The organism is Streptomyces sp. NPDC000941 (assembly GCF_053599555.1).
Genome location: NZ_JBSFMM010000015.1, coordinates 17737 through 43773, shown reverse-complemented (window position 1 = coordinate 43773; position 26037 = coordinate 17737). Strand labels below are relative to the sequence as shown.

General features: G+C 71.2%; 6 protein-coding genes. 3 read left to right on the top strand and 3 right to left on the bottom strand.

What is annotated here, in order from left to right; genetic code table 11:
- Positions 1–56: 56 nt before the first annotated feature.
- Positions 57–1217: an alkaline phosphatase PhoX gene (locus tag ACWDSL_RS08080; protein WP_450482885.1), complete on the top strand. Its 1161-nt coding sequence runs from the start codon at positions 57–59 to the stop codon at positions 1215–1217.
- A 79-nt stretch (positions 1218–1296) separates the two neighbouring features.
- On the opposite strand, the gene ACWDSL_RS08075 is transcribed toward ACWDSL_RS08080, so the two are convergent.
- Together ACWDSL_RS08075 and ACWDSL_RS08070 are read right to left on the bottom strand one after the other, a co-directional pair.
- A complete protein-coding gene (locus ACWDSL_RS08075; RefSeq protein ID WP_450482883.1) occupies positions 1297–18765 on the bottom strand; it encodes an amino acid adenylation domain-containing protein in 17469 nt (5822 codons plus the stop codon).
- Between the two features lie 455 nt (positions 18766–19220).
- Positions 19221–20273: a ketoacyl-ACP synthase III family protein gene (locus ACWDSL_RS08070; RefSeq protein WP_450482881.1), complete on the bottom strand. Its 1053-nt coding sequence runs from the start codon at positions 20271–20273 to the stop codon at positions 19221–19223.
- Between the two features lie 557 nt (positions 20274–20830).
- Here ACWDSL_RS08070 and ACWDSL_RS08065 point away from each other — a divergent pair.
- Positions 20831–21562: a dienelactone hydrolase family protein gene (locus ACWDSL_RS08065; protein ID WP_450482879.1), complete on the top strand. Its 732-nt coding sequence runs from the start codon at positions 20831–20833 to the stop codon at positions 21560–21562.
- A gap of 150 nt (positions 21563–21712) precedes the next feature.
- The gene (locus ACWDSL_RS08060; protein ID WP_450482877.1) at positions 21713–23911 is read left to right on the top strand and encodes a protein kinase domain-containing protein; all 2199 of its coding nucleotides are present in this window, start codon (positions 21713–21715) and stop codon (positions 23909–23911) included.
- Between the two features lie 27 nt (positions 23912–23938).
- On the opposite strand, the gene ACWDSL_RS08055 is transcribed toward ACWDSL_RS08060, so the two are convergent.
- The gene (locus ACWDSL_RS08055; protein WP_450482875.1) at positions 23939–25768 is read right to left on the bottom strand and encodes an FAD-binding dehydrogenase; all 1830 of its coding nucleotides are present in this window, start codon (positions 25766–25768) and stop codon (positions 23939–23941) included.
- Between the last annotated feature and the right edge of the window lie 269 nt (positions 25769–26037).

The window sequence follows — 26037 nt, the reverse complement described above, 5'->3', positions numbered from 1 at the left end:
CTGAGCGCGGCCCCGTCGCCGTCCGGCGGCGGGCACACACACCCTCAGGAGTGAGAGTGGAACGTCGTACCTTCCTGCGCGGAGCAGTCATCGGCACGTCGGCCGCGGCCTTCGGCGGCACCCTGATGCGCGGCGCCGCCTACGCGGCCCCCGCCCAGAACGGCCCCGGCCCCTACGGAGCGCTGGGCGCGGCCGACGCCAACGCCATCCAGCTGCCCGCTGGTTTCACGAGCAGAGTCATCGCCCGTTCCGGAAAGGTCGTCTCCGGCACCTCCTACACCTGGCACAACGCCCCCGACGGCGGCGCCTGCTTCGCCGACGGCACGGGCTGGATCTACGTCTCCAACTCGGAGGTCAGCACTGGTGGTGGAGTCGGCGCCGTCAAATTCGACTCCTCCGGCGCCATCACCGGCGCCCACCGCGTCCTGTCCAATACGCGGAACAACTGCGCGGGCGGCGCGACCCCTTGGCAGACCTGGCTCTCCTGTGAAGAGGTCAGCCGCGGATACGTCTACGAGACCGACCCCTGGGGGGCGAAGGCCGCCACGCGCCGCGACGCCATGGGCCAGTTCAAGCACGAGGCGGCAGCCGCCGACCCGGTGCGCAAGGCGATCTATCTGACCGAGGACGAGACGGACGGCTGCTTCTACCGGTTCACGCCCACCACCTGGGGCGATCTGTCCTCCGGCACGCTTCAGGTGCTGGTCGCCGGCACCGCCACCTCCGGGTCGTATCGCTGGACGAACGTACCCGACCCCGACGGCTCTCCCACCGCCACCCGAGACCAGGTCTCCAGCGCCAAGATCTTCAACGGTGGGGAGGGCTGCCACTACGCGGGCGACACCGTCTGGTTCACCACCAAGGGCGACAACCGCGTCTGGCAGCTCAACCTGAGCAACAGCACCTACGAGCTGGCCTACGACGACTCCCTGGTCAACCCCGGCTCCGCCCCGCTGACCGGCGTGGACAACGTCACCGGCTCCTCCTCCGGTGACCTGTTCGTCGCCGAGGACGGCGGCAACATGGAGATCTGCATCATCACACCGGACGACGTCGTGGCCCCGTTCCTGCGGATCAACGGCCAGTCCGGTTCGGAGATCACCGGCCCGGCCTTCTCCCCGGACGGCACCCGGCTGTACTTCTCCAGCCAGCGCGGCACCAGCGGCAGTTCCTCGGGCGGTATCACCTACGAGGTGACCGGCCCCTTCCGCCGCTGACGGACCACAGCGTACGAGGGAGGGTGCGGGACCCGCGTCAGGTCCCGTATCCTCCCCCCCCGTCGTCACAGCCGCTTGGTCACCGGTCGCGCAGCCGGGCCAGGTCCGCACCGGGGTCGGCGGCGATCTTCCGCAGCAGCCGCTCGTAGGAGCGCGCCATGTTTACGGCGGTCTCGTCCGCGAACAGGTCGGTGCTGTACTCCAGATAGCCGCTCAGGCCGGACTCCGTTTCCAGCGCTGTCAGATTGAGGTCGTACTTCGCCGTCCGCGAGCCGGTGTCCACCGGGGAGATCCGCAGATCGCCCGCGTCGTCGCCGCCCGCGGTGGGCGCCGGGTTCGGGACGAGGTTGACCATGGTCTGGAACAGCGGGGAGTGTGCCGGGTCGGGTTCCGGCACCAGGTCGCGGACCAGTTCGGCGAAGGGCAGGTCCTTGTGCTGATGGGCCTCCGCGGTGATCTGCCGGGCCTGTGCCAGCAACTCGGTGAAGGGGCGCTCCGGGGCGATGTCCAGCCGGATGGCCAGGGTGTTGACGAAGTATCCGACCAGCCCCTCCAGTTCGGCCCTGGGCCGGTGGCTGACGGGCGAGCCGATCGCCACCTCGCGGTCGTCCGAATGGCCGCCAAGCAGCACGGCGAACGCCGACAGCAGCGTCATATAGAGGCTGCCGCCGTGCTCCTGGCTCAGCTGCCGGAGCCGCGTGAGCACGTCGAGGGGCACACCGAAGTCCACCGAGGCGCCCCGGTAGGACTTCACGGCTCCCCGCGGCCGATCGGTGCGCAGCGACAAACAGGCGGGCAGCCCGTCCAGCTGACGCCGCCAGTAGGCGCGCTGCCGGTCGAGTTCCGCGGTCCCGACCGTCTGCCGCTGCCAACGGGCGAAGTCCGCGTACGCGAGCGGCAGGTCCGGCAGTTCGGGCTCGGCGCCGCCGGACAGCCGCCGGTACAGCGCGACCAGTTCGCTCAGCACGATGGTCAGCGACCATCCGTCGAAGACGCCCCAGGGCCGGGTGAGGACGAAGACGTGCCGCTCGTCGGCCACCGGCACCAGATGGACACGGATCGCGTACGGGTCCTCCGGTGCGAACGGGCGTGTCCGCTCCTCGCGCAGCCACTGGATGAGGGCGTTGTCGTCCGCGATCGGCTCGGTGACGGTCGCCTCGAACCCCGCGGCGTCGTTCATCCGCTGGGTGATGGTGCCATCGCGGCGGACGTAGCCGGTGCGCAGGACGGGGTGGCGTGCCACGAGCGCGCGGGCGGCGCGTACGAAGGCGTCGCGGTGCAGCGGGCCGTCGATCCGGTACGCCAGCTGGGCGTTGTCGTACGACGCGGGCAGGTGCCGGGGGTGGTTGAGGAACCACAGATCGCCCTGTTGCAGGGCGAGCGGCGCCTCCTCGCCGTCCCGTACGGGCACCGCGGGGATCAGGGGCACGCCGTCCGCTGCGGTCTGCCCGCCCTCCAGCGCCGCGGCCAGTTCGGCGACGGTGGCGCCGGTGAGGATGAGCTGGAGGGGAAGTTCGCGCCCCAGCTCCTGCCGCACCCGCAGATTGAGCCGCACGGCCAGCAGGGAGTGGCCGCCCAGGGCGAAGAACGTGTCCTCGAGGCCGACACGGCTGAGCCCGAGTACGTCTTCCAGGATCCGGCACAGCGTGGCTTGGGTGTCGGTGTGCGGGGCGACGTACTCCTGTTTGGCCACGGCGTCTTCGTCCGGGGCGGGCAGCGCGCGCTTGTCGACCTTTCCGTTGAGGGTGACGGGCAACTCTTCGAGCAGCATGAACACCCCGGGGACCATGTACTCCGGCAGCCGGGTGGTCAGATGCTCCTTGAGCAGACGCGCCATCGCCGGGCCCAGGTCGCCGATGCGTACCGTGTTCGCCAGGTGGGTGGCGCGGTAGGGGGCACGGGCCTGCACGCGGGGGAGGTCGTGTTTGCCGACGATGAGGTCCAGGCCGTCGGGCCGGTCCTGGGACCAGGTGGGTGCGGTCTGGTAGCCGAGGTGTTCGGCGTGGCGCAGCACGGCTTCCAGCTCGCGGACAGCGGTGGCGGCCAGCGGGGAGAGCCGGGTGCCCTCGGGTAGGGGGGCGATGTCATGGGTGGGTGCCCAGCGGGTGAGGGCGTCGCTGACGCGGATGTCGTCGGCGATCCGCGGGTTGGTCAGGCCGGTGACGCCGAACCGGTCGGGGGTGGCGGGGTCCTCCAGCAGGGTGCGCAGTTCGGCGGGGGTGGTGGCTTCGAGCCACGGCAGGTCCGGTTCCGTGGCGGTGGCGGTGGTGGCGCCTTTGGTGAGGATGACGTCGTAGCGGTAGGCGAGCATTTCGTTGTCGCCCACGCCGCGTTTGACCATCACATCGACGCTGCCCAGGCCGGGGAAGCGGGCGGGGAGCCGGGTGAAGTAGGTGGGGCTGAAGAGGAGTTCGCTCTCCTGTCGGCGACGGCGCTGGACCTGGACTGTCAGATCGGCGGCGGTGGTGCGGCCGGTGGCGCGGCCGCGTTCGACGGCGATCAGATGGGGGGTGAGCAGGTCCAGGTTGCGGACGTCCCCGATGAGGATGCGGCCGCCGTCGGCCACCAGGGGCAGGATACGGGTGAGGGCCTGTTCCAGGTAGAGGCGGTTGGGGAAGTACTGGGCGACGGAGTTGATGACGACGGTGTCGAAGCCGGCTTCGGGCAGGTCGGCCACCGAGAGGGCGTCGCCCTGGGCCAGGGTGATATGCGACCAGCCGCGGCGCTCGACACCCCGGCGTACGTCGGCCAGCGCGGAGGCCGACAGGTCCACGGCGTGGACGGCCCGGCAGGCCTCGGCGTAGCGGAAGAGCAGGAGCCCGGTGCCGCAGCCGATCTCCAGCAGCCGCCCGGGCCGGAGTTGGCGGATGCGGTGGACGGTGCCGTCGATCCACTCGCGCATGTCGGGTTCGGGGATGGGCAGGCCGGTGTAGCTGCTCTCCCACCCGGCCAGGTTGAGGTCATCGGCGGGGTGCTCGCCGTGCTCGTCGTGGGATCCGGCGTACTCGTCCTCGAAGACCGTCTGCCACTGGTCCAGCAGGAGGGTGTTCTGCTCCTGGGCCGCGGCGTCCAGCCACTGCCGGGCGGGGCGCAGATAGGCGACCAGGGTGCGGCCGTCGGCGGACCCTTGTGGGACGACCACGCCGTGGGCGACGGCCTCGTGCTGGGCCAGTGCGGCCTCGATCTCGCCCAGCTCGATCCGGAACCCACGGATCTTGACCTGGTCGTCGTTGCGCCCGACGTACTCCAGCGATCCGTCGGGCAACTGCCGCACCAGGTCCCCGGTCCGGTACATCCGGGCGCCGGCCCGGCCCCCGTAGGGATCGGGGAGGAAGCGCTGCTCGGTCAGATCGGGCCGGTTGAGGTAGCCACGGGCCACGCCCGCGCCACCGACGTGCAGTTCGCCGACGGTGCCGAGGGGGACCTGGCGGCCCCGGCCGTCCAGGACATAGATACGCAGATCGGGGATGCGCACCCCGATGGGGCTGGCGGAGCCGTCGGTGTCGGCCACCGACAGCGGGCGGTACGTGACATGCACCGTGGTTTCGGTGATGCCGTACATATTGACCAGCTGGGTGTCCCCGTTGACCGGACGCCGCAGCCACGGTTCGAGCGCCGCCACGTCCAGCGCCTCACCGCCGAACACCACCGTCCGCAGCCGGTGCGGGGCACCCTCCTCGCCCTGCGCGGCGATCAACTGCCGGAAGGCGCTGGGGGTCTGGTTGAGGACCGTGACCCCGGCCGAGCACAGCAGCTCGTAGAACGCGTGCGGATTGCGGGTGACGGCCTGCGGTACGACGACCAGCCGCCCGCCGTGCAGCAGGGCTCCCCAGATTTCCCAGACGGAGAAGTCGAAGGCGAAGGAGTGGAACAGCGTCCACACATCCTCGCTCCCGAAGCCGAACCAGCCGTCGGTGGCGGTGAACAGCCGCGTCACGTTCCGGTGCTCCACCAGCACGCCCTTGGGCGCGCCGGTGGATCCGGAGGTGTAGATCACATAGGCGAGGTCGGTGGGCGCCTCGCCGGTGTGGTCCGGGTTGCCGTCAGGCAGGCTCTCCCATGCCGCGGCGTCGGCGTGGATGTCGACCACCGGGATGTCGAGGGTGTGAAGACCGTCGGGGACGGATCCGTCGACCAGCAGCACCCGGGGCGTGCTGTCGCCGAGGATGTAGCGCAGCCGCTCGACGGGGACGGCCGGGTCGACGGGCACATACGCGCCGCCTGCCTTGAGCACCGCCAGCACACACACCAGCAGTTGCTCACTGCGCGGCAGGCACAGCGCCACCAGCACATCCCGGCCCACACCCAGCCCACGCAGATGGCGCGCCAGCCGATTCGCCCGCGCGTTCAGCTCCCCATACGACAGCGACCGACCCTCGTACTCCACCGCCACCACATCCGGCGACCCGGCCACCACCTCCTCGAACCACCCGTGAACACTCCCCTCCCGCGACACCACACCACCCGGCCGCTCGTTCCACTCGACCAGGACCCGGCGGCGCTCGGCGGCGGGCAGGACGTCGACGGCGAGCGCTTCGGTCCGGGTGCCGTCGTCGGTGGCGAGCGCGGCGACGATGCCGGTCAGCGCGGTCTCCACGTAGTCCACGACCGCTTCGCACGACACGGCGTCGTCCACCCGCACATGCAGGGAGAGTTCGCTGCCGAAGTCGTCCAGGGAGAGCGAGAGGGGGTAGTTGATGGCGTCGGTCTCCCCCAGCCAGTGGATGCCCTGCTCCTCCAGGCCGATGGCGGACGGGCCGCCGCGGCCCGGTTCGAAGTGGCGGACGTTGACGACCGAGCTGAACAGCGCGTCGCCGCCCAGGCCGCTGCCGGCCTGGGCCAGGCTCAGCGGGGTCTGCTCGCGGGCGATCAACTCCTGGAGCCCGCTGTCGACGTCCGCGATCAGCTCCCGCACGGTCTTGCCGGCGAGGCGGACCCGCAGGGGCAGGGTGTTGATGAAGTTGCCCAGCATCCGCTCCACCCCGGGCACGCCCTGCAGTCGACCGGACATCACGGTGCCCAGGACGACATCGTCCCGGCCGGTGGCCGCGGCCACCACACACGCCCACGCGGCGTGGAAGAGGCAGGCGGGGCTGAGACGCAGCCGCTGGGCCTGGGCGCGGATCTCGCGGGTGAGCTCCGCGGGCAGGGCGCGGCGCAGCTGCGGGTACCGGTGGCCGTCGCCCCGTACGTTCGTCAGCCCGAACGGCGTGGTCGGCTCGTGCACATCGCCGAGGGCGGCCCGGAAGTGGTTATCCGCATCGGTCGACGCCATCCGGTGCAGGGTGTGGGCGACGAAGTCGCGGTACGGGACCGGGGGCGGCGGTTCGGTCCGGCCCGCCATATGGATCGCGAGCTCTTGGAGGAACAGCCGCAGCGTGGTGGCGTCCTCGATGAGGTGGTGCGCACTGAGCAGCAGGTAGCGGCGGTCCGAGTGCGGGTCCTCGGCGATGAGGAGGCGCAGCAGCGGCGCCTGGTCCACGGCCAGGGCCCGCGGCCGGTCCAGCAGGGCCTGCGCCTGCCGCTCGACGTCCTGGTCCGGGTCCAGCAGGGTCCGCTCCACGGCCAGGCGGGCGGTGCGCTGCACGATCTGCACGGGCTCGGGCAGCCCGGTCGTACGCACGGCGGTGCGCAGGACGTCATGCCGGTCGATGAGCGCTTGCAGGGCCCGGGTGAATCTGTCGCACGCCGCCTTGTCGTCGGCGGCCAGGAGGATGGAGACCAGGTACGGGTCGTTGTCCGGGTCCAGCAGATGGTGGAAGAGGATGCCCTCCTGCGCGGGGGCCAGCGGGTAGATGTCCTGAACATTCGCCGCGCCTGCGGGCACGGTGGCCACGATGGCGTCGATCTGCTCCTGGGCCAGCTCCACCAGCGGCAGCTGGTCGGGGATGATGCGCTCGCACCCCTCCTGGATCAGGTTCGGCGGCGGCTCATAGGTCTCCGCCGCCACGCCTCGGTCGATCTCCGCGGCCAGCCGGGCCAGCGTCGGGCCGGCGAACACGTCTCGTACCGTCACCGCGTGGCCGAGCTCCTTGAGCCGGGCCACCAGCACCGTGATCAGCAGCGAATGCCCGCCCAGCTCGAAGAAGTTGTCGCTCGCGCCGACGCGCTCCTCGTCGAACCCCAGCAGCTCCGCCCACACCGCGGCCAGCGCCCGCTCGGTGGCCGTGCTCGGGGCCACGTACTCGCGCCGCGCATACGCGTCGATCCCCGGGGCGGGCAGCGCCTTGCGGTCCAGCTTGCCGTTCGTCGTCAACGGCAGCGTCTGAAGGACGACGTACGCGCTGGGCACCATGTACTCCGGCAGCAGCCGCTCCACATGCCGCCCCAGCTCCTCGGCCCGCACATCCTGCTCCGGGTGTCCGTCGGCCGGAACCACGTACGCCACCAGCTGCTTGCCGCCCGGCTGGTCCTCCCGGGTCACCACCGCACATGAGCGCACCGCCTCGTGGCGGCCCACGGCGGCCTCGATCTCACCGAGCTCGATCCTGAATCCCCGGATCTTGACCTGGTCGTCGTTGCGGCCCACATACTCCAACGAGCCATCGGGACGCTGCCGCACCAGATCCCCGGTCCGGTACATCCGGGCGTCGGGCAGCTCTGCGAACGGGTCGGGGAGAAAACGCTGATCGGTCAGTTCCGGGCGGTTGAGGTAGCCACGGGCCACGCCCGCGCCACCCACGTACAGCTCGCCCACCGCACCGACCGGCACCGGCTCACCCTGCCCGTCCAGCACATACACCCGCAGATCCGGGATGCGCACCCCGATCGGGCTCGCCGATCCGTGGATGTCGGCCGGCGTGAGTGGCCGGTAGGTCACATGGACGGTGGTCTCGGTGATCCCGTACATGTTGACCAGCTGGGTGTCCCGGTTGACCGGGCGCCGCAGCCACGGTTCGAGCGCCGCCACATCCAGCGCCTCACCACCGAACACCACCGTCCGCAGCCGGTGCGGCGCGCCCGCCTCGCCCTGCGCGGCGATCAACTGCCGGAAGGCGCTCGGGGTCTGGCTGAGGACCGTGACCCCGGCCGAGCACAGCAGCTCGTAGAACTCCCCCGGGTTGCGCGTCACCGTCTGCGGTACGACCACCAGCCGCCCGCCGTGCAGCAGCGCCCCCCACATCTCCCACACCGAGAAGTCAAAAGCGAAGGAGTGGAACAGCGTCCACACATCCTCACTCCCGAAACCGAACCACCCCTCGGTTGCGGTGAACAGCCGCGTCACATTCCGGTGCTCCACCACCACGCCCTTGGGCACACCGGTCGACCCCGATGTGTAGATCACATACGCCGCGTCGGACGGCGCCGACCCCACCTCGGCGGGCGCGAGGTCGCCGTCCGGCAGAGCGTCCCACTGCGCAACGTCCGCCCGTACGTCGACCACCGGGGTCCCAGCGGTGTCCAACCCCTCCGGGACCCGCCCGTCGACGACCAGCGCCCGCGGCGCGCTGTCCCGCAGCACATGGGCAAGCCGCTCCACCGGTGCTGCCGGGTCCAGCGGTACGTAGGCGCCGCCGGCCTTGAGCACCGCCAGCACGCACACCAGCAGTTGCTCGCTGCGCGGCAGGCACAGTGCCACCAGCACATCCCGGCCCACACCCAGCCCACGCAGATGACGCGCCAGCCGATTCGCCCGCGCGTTCAGCTCCCCATACGACAGCGACCGACCCTCGTACTCCACCGCCACCGCATCCGGCGACCCGGCCACCACCTCCTCGAACCACCCGTGAACACTCCCCTCCCGCGACACCACACCACCCGGCCGCTCGTTCCACTCGACCAGGACCCGGCGGCGCTCGGCCTGATCCAGCAGGCCCAGCCGGGAGACCTTCTCCCGCGGGTCGGCGGCGACGGAGGCGAGGAGGGTGGTGTAGTGGCGTACGAAGCGGCGGATGGTGTCCGCGTCGTACAGGTCGGTGTTGTACTCGACGGTGCCGACCAGCCCGTCCGGGGTCTCGCGCAGATCGAGCGTGACATCGAACTTGGTGACGTCCACGTCGAACTCGACCGGCAGCACCTCGGCCTCGCCCAGCCGGGTCTCCTGCTCGGTCTGCGCCTCCTGCAGCACGAACATCGTCTGGAAGACGGGCGAGTGGCTGAGGCTGCGCTCCAGCCGCAGCGCGTCGACCACGGCCTCGAAGGGCACGTCCTGGTGGTCGTACGCCTCCAGCGCGGACTTCCGCACCTGTGTCAGCAGCTCGGCGAAGGCCGGGTCGTCAGCCAGGTCGGCGCGCATCACCAGGGTGTTGGCGAAAAAGCCGATCAGCCCCTCCACCTCGCGGCGGTTGCGGTTCGCCACCACCGTGCCGACGGCGATGTCCGTCTGCTGGGTGTAGCGGTGCAGCACGATGTGGTAGGTCGCGAGCAGCGTCATATAGAGCGTGGCGTCGTGCCGGGCGCCGACCTCCCGCAACTGGTCGACCAGCTCGGCCGGACACCGGAAGCTCTCGCGCGCCCCGCGGTACGTCTTGATCGGCGGGCGCTCCCGGTCCGTGGGCAGCGTCAGCCGTGGATCGACCCCGGCGAGCTGCCGCGCCCAGTAGTCCACCTGGCGGCTCTGCACCTCGCCCGCCAGCCACTGGCGCTGCCAGTGGGCGTAGTCGCGGTACTGGACGGGCAGCGGCTCCAGGGAAGCGGGGCGGCCGGCGCGGAACGCCTCGTACAGGGCGGCCAGATCGCGGTACAGCACGCCTGCCGACCAGCCGTCGGACACGCCATGGTGCATCGTGACCAGCAGTACGTGTTCGCGCTCGGACTCGCGCAGCAGCCGTGCCCGCACCAGCGGGCCGCGCTCCAGGTCGAACGGGGCGACCGCCTCCCGCCCGCAGATCCCCGGCAGCTCGACGGGGTCGGCCAGGTCCTCCTCGCGGACCGCGAAGTCGCGGCCGTCGCCGATGTGCTGATACGGCACGCCGTCGTGGTCCACGAACCGAGTGCGCAGCGCTTCGTGGCGCCGCACCACCTCCTCCAGCGCGCGCACCAGCGCCGGGCGGTCCAGGTGTCCGCGCAGCCGTACCGCCATCGGGATGGTGTAGGCGGCGGTGCTGGCCCCGTCCAGCTGTGCCAGGAACCACAGGCGCTGCTGGGTGAACGACAAGGGGACGGGTTCACCGACGGACTCGGGCGCCGACGGGATGATGGCGAGCTCCGTCGACAGGGCCGCGGTGGTCACGGACGGTGTGCGGCGCCCCAGCTCGGCGGCCATGTCGGCGAGGCGGGGGGCGTTGAAGACGGCCTGGACGGGCAGGTCCACGGCGGTCTGCTGCTGAAGCCCGTTGATCAGCCGGGTCGCCAGCAGCGAGTTGCCGCCGAGCGTCAGGAAGTTGCTGTCGGGACCGAGCTGGTCGGCGTCGATCTCCAGCGCCTCCGACCAGGCGGCGACCATGGTCCGCTCGGCCTCGGAGAGGCCGCGGTCCGCCGGGGGTTCGGTGCGCGCGGCGTCGGCTGCCCCGTCCCCGCCCGGGTGTGGCCCGGTCGGGGTGTCTGCGCCCATCTGTGCCCCGGGCGGCGCGGGGCTCGCGGCCACCGGCTTGCGGCCGACCCAGTACCGCCCCGACTCGAATGCGGTGGTCGGCAGCGGCACCAGCCGGCGCGGCCCGTCGTGGAGCCCGGCCCACGGCACATCGACCCCGTGGACCCACAGCTCGGCCAGCTGCTCCAGCTCGCCGTCCGCCACCAGCCCGGCGAGCAATGTCTCGCCCCGGGCACTGGTCAGCACCCCGGCCAGCGGGCCCGCGCCACCGTCGGCGTTGCCCGCGTACACCGGCGCGTCCGGGAGCGGGCCGTCCACGGCGTCGTCGTCCAGACAACGGGCCAGCGCCTGGATGAGACCTTCCGTGGACCCCGCCACCACGGCGAGGCGTTCGGGCAGGGCCTCGCGGCCCAGCTGCGTGGTGTACGCGACATCGGCCAGGCGCACCGTGTCCGCGTGGTCCACCAGATACGTGTGCAGCCTGCGCGCCGCGATCCGTAGCCGCTCGGCGGTCCGGCCGGACACCGCCACCAGCTGACGTCCGGGGTCGTGTGCACCTTCCGCGAAGGCGTGGACCCTCGGTGGTGCCTCGATGACCAGGCTGACATGACTGCCACCCGCCGCCACCGAGTTGACCAGCGCACGCCGCGGCGCCGCGGCGTCGGCCTCGCCCCGGGGCTCCCAGTCCGACAGCGTCTCGCACAGCCGCAACGCCGTTCCGTCCAGATCCAGATTCGGATTCGGAACGCCGGCCGCCACCAGAGGGGCGAGCTGCTGATGGCGCAGTTGCAGCACGACCTTGGTCAACTGGGCGATGCCGGAGGCCGCCTCCGGGTGGCCGAGGTTGGACTTCACCGTCCCCACCGCCACCGGCTCGTCCACCCCCGCGAACACCTCCCGCAGGGCACGTACCTCCACCTCATCCGCCATCGCCGTACCGTTGGCCGCCGCCTCGACATACCCGACGGACTCCGCCCCGAGCCCCGCCCGCTCCAGCGCCCGTCGCATGACCGCCACCTGCGCCCGGGGACTGGGCATCATGAACCCATTCGACCGGCCCCCGTGCACCGACGCGGTCCCCCTGATCACCGCATGGATCTCATCGCCGTCGCGCACCGCCGCGTCCAGCGGCTTGAGCAGCACCGCACCCACCGCCTCGGCCGGCAGATAGCCATCGCCGGCACGGAAGCTACGGCTGTCCGGACCACTGCCCAACAGCTGCAACTCCGCCAGCGCCAGATACTTGTCCGGATGGACCGTCAGATTGATGCCACCGGCCACCGCCAGCTCCGTGTCACCCCGCTGCAAGTCCACACACGCCATATGGATCGCCATGGCCGAGGACGCACACATGGCGTCCACCGCCATGCTCGGCCCCTCCAGGCCGAAGAAGTGCGAGACCCGGTTGGCGATCATGTTGTACGAGGACGCCGATGTCACCGCCGCCAGCGCCCGATCGGACTCCTCAGCCCGGTACATCTGATACGCCGCACCCACATACACACCCACCCGCCGCCGGTAGCGCCGCTCGATGACCTCCTGTGTCACCCCACCCCGCTCCAGCAGGTGCCACACCGTCTCCAGGAACAACCGCTGCTGCGGATCCATCGCCGCCGCCTCCCGTGGCGAGATCCCGAAGTGCAACGGATCGAACCGATCCACCCCGTCCAGGAATCCACCCCACACGCCCGGCCACCCGCCATCCGCACCGGGCTCCGCCGCGCCATCCCACCGGTCGGCCGGAACCTGCGTCACACAGTCCGTGCCCTCCCGCAGCCGGGCCCACAGCGCCTCGACGTCCTCCGCCTGCGGATAGCGCCCACTGAGGCTGATGATCGCAACGTCCTGACCAGCCTCACCACGGCCACCGCTGCCGCCGCTGCCACCGCTGCGTGGCGCGACCGCGGCCACCTCACGCTCGCGCGCCACCACCCGCTCCGGCACAGGTGCGGGTACGAGCACGGGCTCGGGCTCGGGCACAGGTACGGGTGCGGGCACACCGAGCAGCGCCCGTAGCGCCTCCAGGTGGTCCTCGATGAAGTACCGGGCCAGCTCCCGCACCGACTCCGCCTCGAACAACAACGTCCGCGACAGCGGTCCGAACGACTCCTCCAACCGCGCGATCACATTTATCGCGATCACCGAGTCCATCCCGTACCGCTCCAGCGGAGCGTCCGGGGCCAGCCGTTCGGCGGCGAGCCCCAGCGACGACGCCAACAGCTGCCGCAGATGGCCGACCGCCCGGTCCTCCAACACGCGATCCGCCCCGGACCCGCCACCATGAGCGACGGGGTCACGGTCCGCGCTGCCGGCGGACTCGGCCCGCGGCTCTCCGCCGCCGGTCAGCGTCCTCGGCAGCCGGTCGCGTTCGCCGACGACGACCAGCAGCCTGCCGTCCGCCAGGCCGTTGTCCTCCGGGGCCATGGCGCAGCGCAGCGCCGCCAGCCCGCGAGCGGTGTCCAGTGGCGCCAGGCCAACGCTGTCCAGGTTCTCCCGGACGGCGTCGCCTCCCATACCGCCTTCTTCCCACAGCGGCCAGTCGATCGAGACGGTCCTGCCGTGGCACACCCCGGCATCGACCAGGCGGTTGCGGTACGTGGCGTACGCGGCCATGAACGCGTTGCCCGCGGCATAGTCGGCCTGCCCGGCGTTGCCGAAGGCCCCGGCGATCGACGAGAAGCACAGGAACACCTCGAGCGGCTGGTCCCGGCTCAGCTCGTCGAGGTTGACCAGCCCGGCGACCTTCGGGGCCAGTACGCGCGCCGGCGTCCCGGGGTCCTTGCGGAGCAGATACGCGTCGTCGATGACCCCGGCGCTGTGCACGATGCCCGTCAACGGGCCGTGGTTGTCGGCCACATGGGCCAGCAACCGGGCGACCGCGTCCCGGTCGGCCACGTCGGCGCGCTGGTAGTCGACCGTCAGCCCCGCCGCCCGGAGGGCGTCGAGCGCACCCCGCCGCTCCTCGCCCAGCGGCGAGCGGCCGGTGAGGACGACGGTGGCGTGGCCGACCGAGGCGGCGATCTCATGCGCCACGACCCTGCCGAGGCCACCGGCGCCCCCGGTGATCAGGTAGACGCCACCTTCCCGCCACGGCGTGGCCGCGGGGCGGGCGGACGCGATCTCCTCCCACCGGGCCACCTGTCGGCGGCCGTCGCGGTGGCGCACCTCCGGCTCCACGCCACCCGACGACGGCTCCGCATCGCCGGACGACAGCGCCTCGGCCAGCAGACGGGCGGCCACGGTGGCCGGGGCCGCCCCGTCCAGGCACTCGACGAACTGGGTGCGCAGCAGCGGATTCTCCAGCTGGGCCGTCTTCAGCAGCCCCGCCAGCCCGCCGAAGCAGGCCAGCCGCCCCAGCTCGGCATCCGCGCCGACCGTGCCGGCCGCGCCGACCAGCGCGACCTGGAGCAGCACCGGCCGCCGCACGCCACCCGCCAGCAGATCGCGGACCACCGTGAACAACCGCTCCGCGGCCCGGGCGTACTGCCGGTCCAGCGGCCCGTCGCCGGGGTCCACGAACGTAACGGCGGTGGCGGCGGGCAGCGCGGCCCGCAGCGCCTCGGCCGCCCCCGCCGCCAGGCTGCCGACCACCGCCACATGGTGCTCGGCGAACGCCTCTCCCGTGGCCGCCGCGGTGGTCTCGGCCTCCTGGGCGGACCATACGGGGCGTAACAGCAGCATCTCCGCGCCCTCGACCGCAGCATCCCGCGGCCGGGGCGCCGACGTTTCCAGCCCGGGCGCGTCCGCGGTGGCGAGGGGGCGGGCCGTAGCGTCGGCGGGGCCCAGGTCGTACCAGCAGCGGTCGCGCGCGAAGGGGTAGCCGGGCAGGCTGATGCGCCGGGCGGGCGGGGCCGTGGCGTACAGCGTCTCCCACCGGACGGAGGCCCCGGCGGCCCACTGGCGCAGCAGCCCCTCGTACGCACCGCGCCCGGTCCAGTTCGCCACGGCCGCGCCGAGCGCGTCATCCGCCGCCGGGGCGCTGACGCGGACCGAGCCGCGCGTCCAGGCGCCGGGCCGCGCCGGGTCGGCGAGGAACGACTCCAGGCGGGCCCTGGCCTCCGCCGTCGAGGTCGCGGCGAAGGCCAGCCGCTCGTCCAGCGCCATCCGGCCCGCCTGGAGGGTCCAGGCGACGTCCGGGAGCGCGTCGTCGTCGAGTTCGGCCAGCCGGGCGTGCAGCCGCCGGGCCTGCTCGACAAGTTGCTCCTCGCTCTGCGCGGAGAGAACCAGCAGCACGGGCCGCCCGTCGGTGGCAGGCACCGCCGGGCGCGGGGCGGTCGGCGCATACTCGGCGATGACGACGTGGACGTTGGAACCGCCCGCGCCGAAGCCGGACACGCCCGCGATACGCGGCGCCGTCCGCCGCTCCCCGTCGATCTCCACCTCGGGCCGGCGCCAGGGTTCCAGCTGCCGCTGCACCCGCAGGGGCGTGTCCGCGAAGTCGATATGCGGGTTGAGCGTGGCGGAGTGCAGGCTCGGCACCAGTTCCCCGTGGCGCATCTGCAGCAGCACTTTGGTGACCCCCGCGATGCCGGCCGCGCCCTCGCAGTGGCCGATGTTCGACTTCACCGAGCCGATCGCGCAGTGCTCCGGCAGTGCGCCTTGAGCCGTGAACGCCTTGGCCAGGCCCGCCACTTCGAGCGGGTCGCCGAGGGCGGTCCCGGTGCCGTGCGCCTCCACGTAGCTGAGCATGCGCGGATCGACGCCCGCGGCGGTCAGCGCCTCGGCGATGACCTCGCCCTGCGCGGCCGGGGAGGGCACCGAGTAGCCCGAGGTCCGGCCGCCATGGTTGAGTGCCGTCCCCTTGATCACGCCGTAGATGTGGTCGCCGTCGGCGACGGCCCGCTCCAGGGGTTTGAGGACGACCGCGCCGACGCCCTCGCCGGGCACATAGCCGTCGCCGCCCTCGCCGAAGCTGCGGCAGCGGCCGTCGCTGGAGAGGAACCGGCGCTGGCTGAGCAGCAGGAACTTGTTGGGGTGCGAGTGGATGTTCACGCCCCCGGCGAGGGCCGTCTCGCACTGCCCGCTCTTGATCGCCTCGCAGGCCAGGTGGATGGCGGTCAGCGAGGACGAGCACATGGTGTCCACGGCGACGCTGGGCCCGTTGAAGTCGTAGACGTACGACACCCGGTTGGCGACCGAGGACGCGCTGCCCGACAGCGCGATGGCCTGGCCGCGCTCCTGCGCCTGCGCGCCGTAGAGCTGGTACTCCTGGTACATCAGGCCGACGAAGACGCCGACCCTGCCGGGCGGCGCGACGGCCGCGGCGGCGCCGTCCGGCTCGGCGGCGGCCCGGGCCAGCAGTTCCCCGGTGTATCCGGCGTCCTCGAGCGCGTGGTGGGCGCACTGGAGGAACAGCCGCTCCTGGGGGTCGAGGAGTTCGGCCTCGTGCATGGATATCTGGAAGAACAGCGGGTCGAAGCGGTCGATCTCGTCCAGGAAGCCACCCCACCGGCCCGACGAGGAGCCGCCGATGTCGGCGTACCGGCGGTGGTCCCAGCGCTCGGCCGGCACCTCGCGGACGCAGTCGCGGCCGGAGCGGAGGTTGCGCCAGAACACGTCCAGGTCGGGCGACATGGGGTAGCGGCCGCTGAGGCCGACGATGGCGATATCGGTCGCGGGGTGGTCCATATGCGCCGGGCGCGTGTCCTCGGCAGCCCGAGGAGCGGCCTGAGGAGTGGCCTGAGGGGCCATGTTGGGGGCGGCCTGGGGGACGGTGTGGGGGGCGGTGGCCTGGGGGGCGTCCGCCAGAGCGCGGGTGGTCAGCCCGATCAGCTCCGCGCACACCCGGCCGTGTTCGTCGAACACGGTGATGTCCAGCTCCGCCGACGCGGCGCCGCCCCCCGGCCGCTGCCGGATCCAGGCGTACGCCCGTGCCGGGGTGGCGGCGAGCGCCTGCATATGCCGTAGCGCGAACGGCAGCGCGGCGCGGGCGTCCGCCTGCCCGTCGGGGTCCGCCACGGCCATCCGTAAACCGACGACGGCCTGCAGGGCGCCGTCGGTGATGCTCGGATGCAACCACAGACCGTCGCCGGGCCCCGCCGCGTCGGGCAGGCTGAGTTCGGCCAGCACCTGGGGGCGGCCCGCCGCGTCGCTGCCCAGGCCCAGGCGCACCAGGGAGCGCTGGGCGGGGCCGTAGTCCATGCCCACCCGGGCGTACAGGTCGTACAGCTCGGCGGCGGGCAGCGACCGCTCGGCGCAGGCGGCGCGCAGCGCGTCCAGGGGCGGCAGCGCGCGGTCCGTGGTGTCCGGGAGGCTCGCCCGGCCCTTGCCGCACGGGGTGAGCTCGCCATCGCCGGCCACGCTGTGGATCGTGTACTCCCAGCGGGACCCCGGCAGCGTACGTACGCTCACCTGGAGGTCCAGCCCGTCGGGGCCGCAGGTGGCGGGCCGCTGCCACACGATGTCGTCCAGCCGTACGCGGTCGGCGTCGGCGTGGCCCGCGGCGTGCTCGACCGCCGCGCGCGCCATCTCCAGCTGCGCGACCGCGGGGAGGATACGGGCGCCACGTACCCGGTGGTCCCGCAGGAACGGCTCGCTGCCGTCGAAGTGTGTGCGATACGCGACGTCGTCGCCGTCCGGCACGGCGCGGTGCAGCATCGGATGCGGACGCGGCTCTGCCCGGCCGTCGTGGGTGGCGGGCCCACCGTTCACCTCCGGGGCGGGACTGGAGCCCTGGGCGACGAGGTGGTGTACGAGGGCCCGTACGGTCCGGTGCTTGAGGAAGGTGGCGGAGGTGAGCGCCAGCCCCAGGCGGTCGTTCAGCCGGGCGGCCAGCTGGGCGAGGCCGGTCATATCGAGGCCGAACTCCGCGAACTCGTCGTCGGGATCCACCTCGTCGGCGTCCACGGCCAGCAGTGCGCAGACCTCCTCGACCACCGCGCCACGGGTCGATTCCTCGGCGTCGTCCCCCGCCACGGACGCGGCCGCGCCGCCCTGCTCGACGACCAGTTCCTCGAGCCGGGCCGCCAGGTCGGCGATCGACCGGTACTCGAAGGTGATGGTGGGCGAGAGCGTCAGGGACAGCCGGTCCTCCAGGCGGGGCACCAGGGACAGCAGATCCGCCGAGGCCAGGCCCAACTCGTAGAAGCCCCCGTGGATATCGATCCGCTCCGGGGGAACCTCCAGCCGCGCCGAGACGAGTTCACACAACGTGGTCAGCGCGGCCCGCCCGGCCGGGGCCGAAACCGAGGTGGCAGCCACGGACGCGGGCTCGCGGACCCCCCCGGGGACAGACCCGGAGACGGGCTCACGGGCGGGCTCACGGCCGGGCTCGCCCCATACGTCGAGCGCCTCGACGGCCCGTACCCGCTTGGCCGTGAGCCGCCCGACCTCCGCGATCTTCGTCCCGTTGGCGTCGTAGAACTCCACTCCCAGCCGGATGAGTTCATCGTCCCGGTGCACCGATGCGGCCGGAACCCTGACGAAGCAGCGGCTGCCCAGCGGGGCCGATGCGCGGAACGACTCGAACACCAGCGGCAGATAAAGCCCCTCGCCCTCGGTGCCCTGATACAGCATGTGGCTGCCGATGCTGCCGCCGAGCAGCCCCGATTCGAAGAGCGCCGGGTGGAAGAGGAAGGCGTCCGCCGTGTCCCGGGACTCCGGGGGGAGCTCCAGCTCGACGACCCAGTCCTCGGGGCAGTGGTGCACCACGCCGTCGATCTTCATCAGGCCCGAGTGGACGAGGTCGTTCTGGCGTAACCAGCCGTAAAGATCGGCGAGTTGGGTGGCCCGATGCCCGCCGGTGAGCGGCAGCGTCAGCCGGCCAGGGAAGGCCGACGGAGTGCGCCGGTGTGCGGCCACCACCGCGTGCACGACATCCGCATCCGCATCCGCGGCGTCCCGCCGGCTGCGGCTGCGGACCTCGATCCGCCAGCCGCCCTTGGCCGCGGGACGCCCCTCGACGACCATCAGGGCCCCCTCCCCCGGGGCGGCGACAAGCGGGGCGAGGATGGTGAGGTTCCGCAGCTCGACGTCCGGCATGGGATGGCCGTGGCGGGCGAGGACCTGCAGCACCAGATCCACATAGCCCACGCCGGGCAGGAGATTGCGCCCGTGGACCACATGACCGCGCAGCAAAGGATTTTCCGTGGTTACGGTAAAAGATTCAGAGAACATCGGCCCATCCGCCATCGGTATCCATCCCCGTGAAGTAGATATCGATCCCAAAACAGCCGCAAACCAGCAGCAATCCGGGTCAAGGACTGCCTACGCATAACTTGGAAGAACCCCTGGGTCGTCGGCAACGCTACCCACCGCACCGAGTCAGATCAATGAACGCAGAGTGATGTTCCATTCAGACGGACGAACGGAACGTGATATCAGCGGCCACCCCCGCAAACCCCCATCCCAGGCGTCGGGGAAAATCAGGCCTGTCATGGGATCAATGAAAACAACAGCGGCGGCTGCTTAACTTTCCGCCAGAAACACAGAAATGGGAGCAACCAGTCGTCATCATGACCGCCTCACCGTGCCCTGCGCACCCGGGCCGGCGCTGATGCGCGACCGGATACGCATGGCACGGCGACGTCCCGTCAGCTGCTCTCCTCCGGCCACTCCGGCTCCGTCACGATCTCCAGGACGGCGCAGCCGAAGGTGTATCCGTGGCCGACGCTGGACAGCACGACGATGTCGCCCGGTTTGACGGCCTTGGTCTCCAAGAGGTGGTTGACGCCGGCGAACTGGTCGCCCGCCCCCAGATGGCCGAGCCTGCGGCCGAACTCCCAGTTGGTCTGTTCGACGTCGATGCCGGCGATCTTCTTGACCTCGTCCCAGTCGATCACCGCCCGCCCGGCGTGCGGGTACACGAACCGGGCGACGTCCTTGAGGCCGACACCCGCCTCGCCCATCGCCAGCTCCATGACCAGCTGCTGTCCGGCGGCGCCCGCCTTGGCCGTGTCCGCGACCTCCACTCCGCTGCTGCTCAGGTACTCCTTGAAGCGCTGCCGCAGGCTGACCGGCCATCCGTGCTCGCCCGCGGCGGTCGCCCATGGGCTCGCCCCCCGGTACGCGCCTTCGTGCGTGGTGTCGCAGATCACCGCGGTGGACAGCAGCTTGGCCACGCCCGAGCCGCGCTTCAGCACCAGCGCCGTGGCCCCGTCGCCCCGCGGCGCCCTCTTGTCCGAGCGGTACCGGTCGTACATCGGCAGCTGGTACTTGTCGCTGGTGGTGATGAGCGCGGCGCCGGCCGGCCCGCCCGCCGCCACATAGGCCGCCGCGAGGTCGAGCGCGCCAAGGCCCCCGTTGGACGCCTGCTGAAGGTTGATGGCCGGGGCCCGGCCGCCGACGGTACGCGACTGGATGTACGCGGCGGGCGCCCAGTGGTCCAGGCCCTGGAAGCCGAAGCTGGTGACGTGCGCGACGAGCATGAATCCGTCGTGAGCTGCGCTGCTACGGCTCAGGGCGCGCCGTCCCGCCTCCACGGCCAGGTCGGCGTGGCTGAGGTCGTCCACGACGCTGACGCTCACCAGGTCGTCGGTCTTGCACTCATCGGCGTCGTAACGCCCCTCGGCCACGGCCTGCCATACGTCCTCGAACCGGCCCAGCCGGACCCCTGACGCATCGATATACACGTCATTCCATCTCATGTCGCGCTTCCCCTTCTTGCGGTCGGCCGTCGTCACAGGAGCATTCGGTCCAGAAGCGGAGGGAAGGCGTGCGGATCCGGCCTCCCGTTAGATGAGGGGGAACCGGTCCCTTTGCCAAATTCCCACCCGAAACCCCAGCAGCCCCTGGAACACCCGGAAAGGACCAAACCATTTCCCGGACCTGGGCGCCCGCCGCTTGACCAAGTCTTTTATCCGGGCCGCGGCGCATACCACACACCAGGGGTTTGCGATCCCTTCGCCCACGATCGTGACATCAAGTTGCCTGCGTCAATCGAAACCATTCACGAGGAGTTTTTGAACACACTCCAACCGCCATCGACCACAAGCGCTGCCGCGCCGGCCCCGTGGGCCCGGCCTTCGCCCCGGCGTACGCGGGCCGGCGAGGTCGAATCAGGCCGCGTGATACCTTCAGGGCCGCCGTGCACCACTGCTGACCGAGGAGGTGAGACCGATCAACGCTGTGACAGGTTGGGCCTCCCTCTCCCGCATGGCCTAGGGAGTGCCCGCAGAAGGCATCCCGAAAGGCCCGAAACGCTATGCGCTTCACCTCTGAGACGTCGTCCGACGGCGTCTGTGAACAGCTCTTCACCCTTGGCGAGATTCCCGGCGCGCTGTGGACTCCGGAGGGTGTCGTCGGCACCCGCCCCCTGATCCTGCTGGGACACGGTGGCGGTCAGCACAAGAAGGCCCCCGACATCCTGGCCCTCGCACACCGTTTGGTGGCCGAGTGCGGTTTCGCGGCGGTGGCGGTCGATGTGCCCAGCCACGGCGACCGGCCGCAGCACGAGGAGTTCAGCCGGATCGCGGCCGACAACCAGACGCGCGTGGAGGCAGGGGAAGAGTTGGCTCCGCTGATCGCCCGCTTCCAGGCGCTCGTGGCCCGCCAGACCGTCCCGGAGTGGCGGGCCGTCCTGGACGAGGTCCAGCAACTGGAGCATGTCGGCACCGGGCCGGTGGGCTACTGGGGCGTCTCGCTGGGGTGCGGGCTGGGCGTTCCGTTCGTTGCCGCCGAACCCCGGGTCCGCGCGGCGGTGTTGGGCCTGGGTGGAGCCCTGGCCTCGGCCGAGGACGCCGCGCGGATCACCGTCCCGGTCGAGTTCCTGGTGCAGTGGGACGATGAGCGAGTGCCGCGGGCACAGAGCCTGGCGCTGTTCGACGCCTTGGCCTCGGCCGAGAAGACGCTGCACGCCAACCCCGGCAAACACGGCGAGGTCCCGGCCTTCGAACAGGACAGCACGCTGAGGTTCTTCTCCCGGTATCTGGTCTGACACCAACACCGTTCACTTCGGCAACACGGTTTTCCGTAACTCCCGCTACCCTGACACGGCTTGATCGCTGATTCGCACGAGCGCGCAGAGCGCGCGGGGCGCATCCGGGCAACAGCACGGACGGGGGACGCACATGGGGAGTGACGCCGTATGGCCGGAATGAAGCTCTACTCACTCGAATCCAACGATCCGCCGCGGCTCGGCCCCTACCGGCTGCTGCGGCGGATCGCCACCGGCGGAATGGGCCGTATCTATCTCGCCCGGCAGGCGGCCCCCGGGACCGCCGCCGGCCCCGCCGGACCCACCGGAACCGTGGTGGACCACGGGCTCGTCGCGGTCAAGACGCTCCTCGCCGAGGGATTCGTGAGCAAGCCGGACCGGGAGCGGTTCGCCCGCGAGGTGGAGCTGGCGGGGCGGGTGGAAAGCGCGTACACCGCCACGGTGCTCGACGCCAACGCCAAGGCGGAGCGCCCGTGGCTCGCCATCGAGTTCATACCGGCGCCCAGTCTGGGCGAACTCGTCGTCAACGCCGGTACGCTGCCCGCGGACGCGGTGCGCCGGGTCGCGGCCGGGGCCGCGCGGGCGCTGATCGAGCTGCACGGTCGGGGGGTCGTCCACCGGGACATCAAACCCCTGAACATTCTGCTGCCCCATGACGGCCCCCGCCTCATCGACTTCGGCATCTCGCACGCCCACGACCACACCAGCTCGACGACGACCATCGGCACCTTCGCGTTCACATCACCGGAGCAGGCGTGCGGCAGGAAGTCCACCGCCGCGTCCGATATGTACTCCCTGGGCGCCACGCTCTTCTTCCTCGCGGTCGGCCGCCCACCGTACGAACAGACCGACCACTCCTTCGGCATCCTCGCCCTCGTCCAGCGCGGCGAGCTCGATACGGACGGGCTGCCGCCGGAGCTGGAACCGCTGATCCTGCCCTTGCTGCGGGTCGACCCCGAGAGCCGTCCCAGCCCGTCCGACGTACTGCGGGACGTCCTCGCCGATGTCGACCAGGTGTCGGCGGAGCCAAGGCTGCCGCAGGCGTGGACGGCGGTGATCGAGGAGTACGCGGAGCAGGGGCGTCAACTGCGCGACGGGGCAGTGGACTTCGCCGCGGCCGAAGCGCCGACTCAGGTGCGGCCCGAGGGCCCTCCGGAGCGCCCGGACGAGGCCATCAGCGAGATGCGCGAGCAGCTGGAGGCCCTGCGCAAGCAGCGGGACGCCTTGGTGCAGGCGCAGGCCGAGGAGCAGGCGGAGGCCGAGGCGCGGGAGCTCGCGCGCCAGGAAGAGGAGGAGCGCCGGCGCAGGGAGCGGGAGCGCAAGGAGCAGGAGCGGAAGGAACGGGAGCGGAAGGAACGGGAGCGGAAGGAGAAGGAACGCAAGGAACGCGAGCGGAAAGAACGCCAGCGCAAGGAGAACCAGCGCAAGGAGCGCGAGCGAATAGCGCGCGAGAAGACCGAGACCGCCGCCCAGAACAAGAGCACCAGCACGACATGGACGCCCAAGGCTCCGCCCAAGCCCGCAGCGGCCAAGCGGCCCGCCAAGAGTTCGGGTTCCTCGGAGGGCTGGGGCGCTCTGCTCCTGGTCGCGCTCGTCATCGGCGCCCTGATCTGGCATCCCTGGGACAAGAAGGACGACGACACCCCGAAGAGCAGCCCCTCCTCAGATGTCACCCTCTCCAGCAGCAGCGGCACCACCAGCGGCGACGACGGTTCCTCCGACGACGACAGCGACAGCGGCACCGACAGCTACAGCTCCTCCAGTTCCTCCAGCTCTTCGAGCGGCGGCCTCGATGACACCGAGACCGAACCCGAACCGGAGACCACCTCCCCCGAGCCCGAGCCCGACCCCACCGAAGAGGCGTTCAAGGCCGTCTCGTACGGGGACTGCCTGGACGTCGTCGACACCGGCTACGGCGGCACCACCAAGTACGACTGGAGCGAGGAGGAGCCGAACACGACGTCCTGCGGCTACGGGACACGCGTGAAGGTCACCGGCACCACCGGCGACTGCCCGACCGGTGTGGGCAAGGCCACCTGGTCGTACTACTCCACGAGCAGCGGCGAGCGGACCGCGCTCTGCCTCACCGGCCAGTACCACCAGGGTGACTGTCTGCTCGCCAAGCACGAGGGCAACACCATCAGCAGCATCGCCATGCTGTCGTCCCCGAACTGCACGGACCGCAAGGTTCCCGTCCCGTACAACGAGATCCTGGTCGTCACGGACATCTACCGGGCGACGGGCGCCGGCGCCGAGGTCTGCCGCCACGGGCAGTACGACTCCAACACGTACTGGTCCACGGAGGTGGACGACGGCGCGACGCAGCTGTGCGTGAAGGCGTACGACTGAGGCGGCCGTGGTCAGGGGGCGGTGGCCTCAGGACGCGGTGGCCGCCGCAGCCGCGCGGCCCGTCTGGCGGCCGGAGAACAGACAGCCGCCCAGGAAGGTGCCCTCCAGGGAGCGGTAGCCATGGACGCCGCCGCCGCCGAATCCCGCGACTTCTCCGGCCGCGTACAGACCGGGTATGGGCTCTCCGGCGCTGTCCAGGACGCGGCCGGAGAGGTCGGTCTGGAGGCCGCCGAGGGTTTTGCGGGTGAGGATGTTGAGGCGCACGGCGATCAGGGGCCCGGCGCCGGAATCCAGGATCTTGTGCGCCGGGGCGGTGCGGCTGAGCGAGTCGCCGGGGTAGTTGAGCGCGTTGCGGATGCCCATGACCTGGACGTCCTTGGTGTACGGATTGTCGATCTCCCGGTCCCGGGCGTCGATCTGCCGTTTGAGGTCGGCGAGGTCGATGAGGTTGTCGCCGGTGAGTCTGTTCATGCCCGCGACGAGTTCGGGCAGCGTGGTGGCGACGACGAAGTCGGCACCCTTCTCCTTGAACTTCTCGATCGGCTCCGGGGTCTGCCAGATCCGCGACAGCAGTTTCCAGATGTTCTTCTCGGTGAGGTCCGGGTTCTGCTCGGAGCCGGAGAGCGCGAACTCCTTGGCGATGATCTTCTGGGTGGTGACGAACCAGGAGTAGTCATAGCCGGAGTCGGTGATCGACTTGAGGGTGTGCAGGGTGTCGTAGCCGGGGATGTCGGGCGTGTTGAAGCGTTTGCCGGTGGCGTCGAACCACATGGACGAGGGGCCGGGCAGGATACGGATGCCATGGCCGGGCCAGATCGGGTCGTAGTTCCGCAGACCCTCGGTGTAGTGCCACATCCGGTCCGGATTGACGATCCGGCCGCCCGCCTTCTCGGTGATCGCGAGCATGCGGCCGTCCACATGCGCGGGCACGCCGGTGACCATGAACTTCGGCGGGGTGCCGAGGCGGTCCGGCCAGTTCTGCCGTACGAGGTCGTGGTTGGCGCCGATGCCCCCTGAGGTGACGATCACGACAGGGGCGCGGAGTTCGAAGTCGCCGACCACGGTACGGGAGCTGGGCTTGCCGCGTGCGGCGTCGCTCGGCTCCAGGATGGCGCCGCGTACGCCGGTGACGGCGCCGCCGGTCGTCACGATGCCGTCGACACGGTGCCGGAACTTGAAGGTCACCTTGGATGCCGCCACCGCGTCCCGCACCTTCTTCTCGAACGGCTCGACGACGGCCGGTCCGGTGCCCCAGGTGACATGGAAACGGGGCACCGAGTTGCCGTGGCCGTCCGCGAGGCCGCCACCGCGCTCGGCCCAGCCGACGATCGGGAACCAGCGCACACCCAGGCCGTACAGCCAGGACCGCTTCTCTCCGGCGGCGAAGTCCACATACGCCTCGGCCCACTTGTACGCCCAGTGGTCCTGGCCGGCCGGGTCCTCGATCCCGCGGTCGAAGCCGGCCGTGCCCAGCCAGTCCTGCCAGGCCAGTTCGCGGGAGTCCTTGATGCCCATGAGCCGCTGTTCCTCGGAGTCCACGAAGAACAGACCACCGAAGGACCAGAACGCCTGCCCGCCCAGATTGCTCTCCGGCTCCTGGTCAAGGAGCAGCACCTTGCGCCCCGCCGCGGCCAGTTCGGCCGTGGCGACCAGCCCGGCCAGCCCGTGGCCCACCACGATCGCGTCCGCGTCCGCCGACGCCGCGGGGGCGGCGAAGGCCGGGACCGCCATCTGGGCGAGCGCGGCACCGGCGAGCACGCCACCCGCCACCGTCAGGGCGTGGCGGCGGCTGAGTCCGGCCGGGGACTCGGAGCCGTGTCCGTGATGCGCTTCGGAGCTTTCTCTGTGGTTGTCCATGGCTGCCTTCCGGAAAAGGGGGGGCTGATGGTGCGGCAGATACGAGCGGGACTACCGAGGCGGCAAGGTGTTACCGACGGTAGCCCAGCGGGTGTCCGGCCGCCAGAGTGCTGCGTTTCAGTTCCGCCGCCTCCCTCGTACGGGTGAACTTCCGGTGTGGCATGGCCGCCCCACCCGGGCCGTCCCACCAGGCATCCCGCGAAGAAATCGCGCTTCCACCTGCTCGGGAGCAACCGAAACGTGATCAACAAGGGCTGCGGAACGGGAGT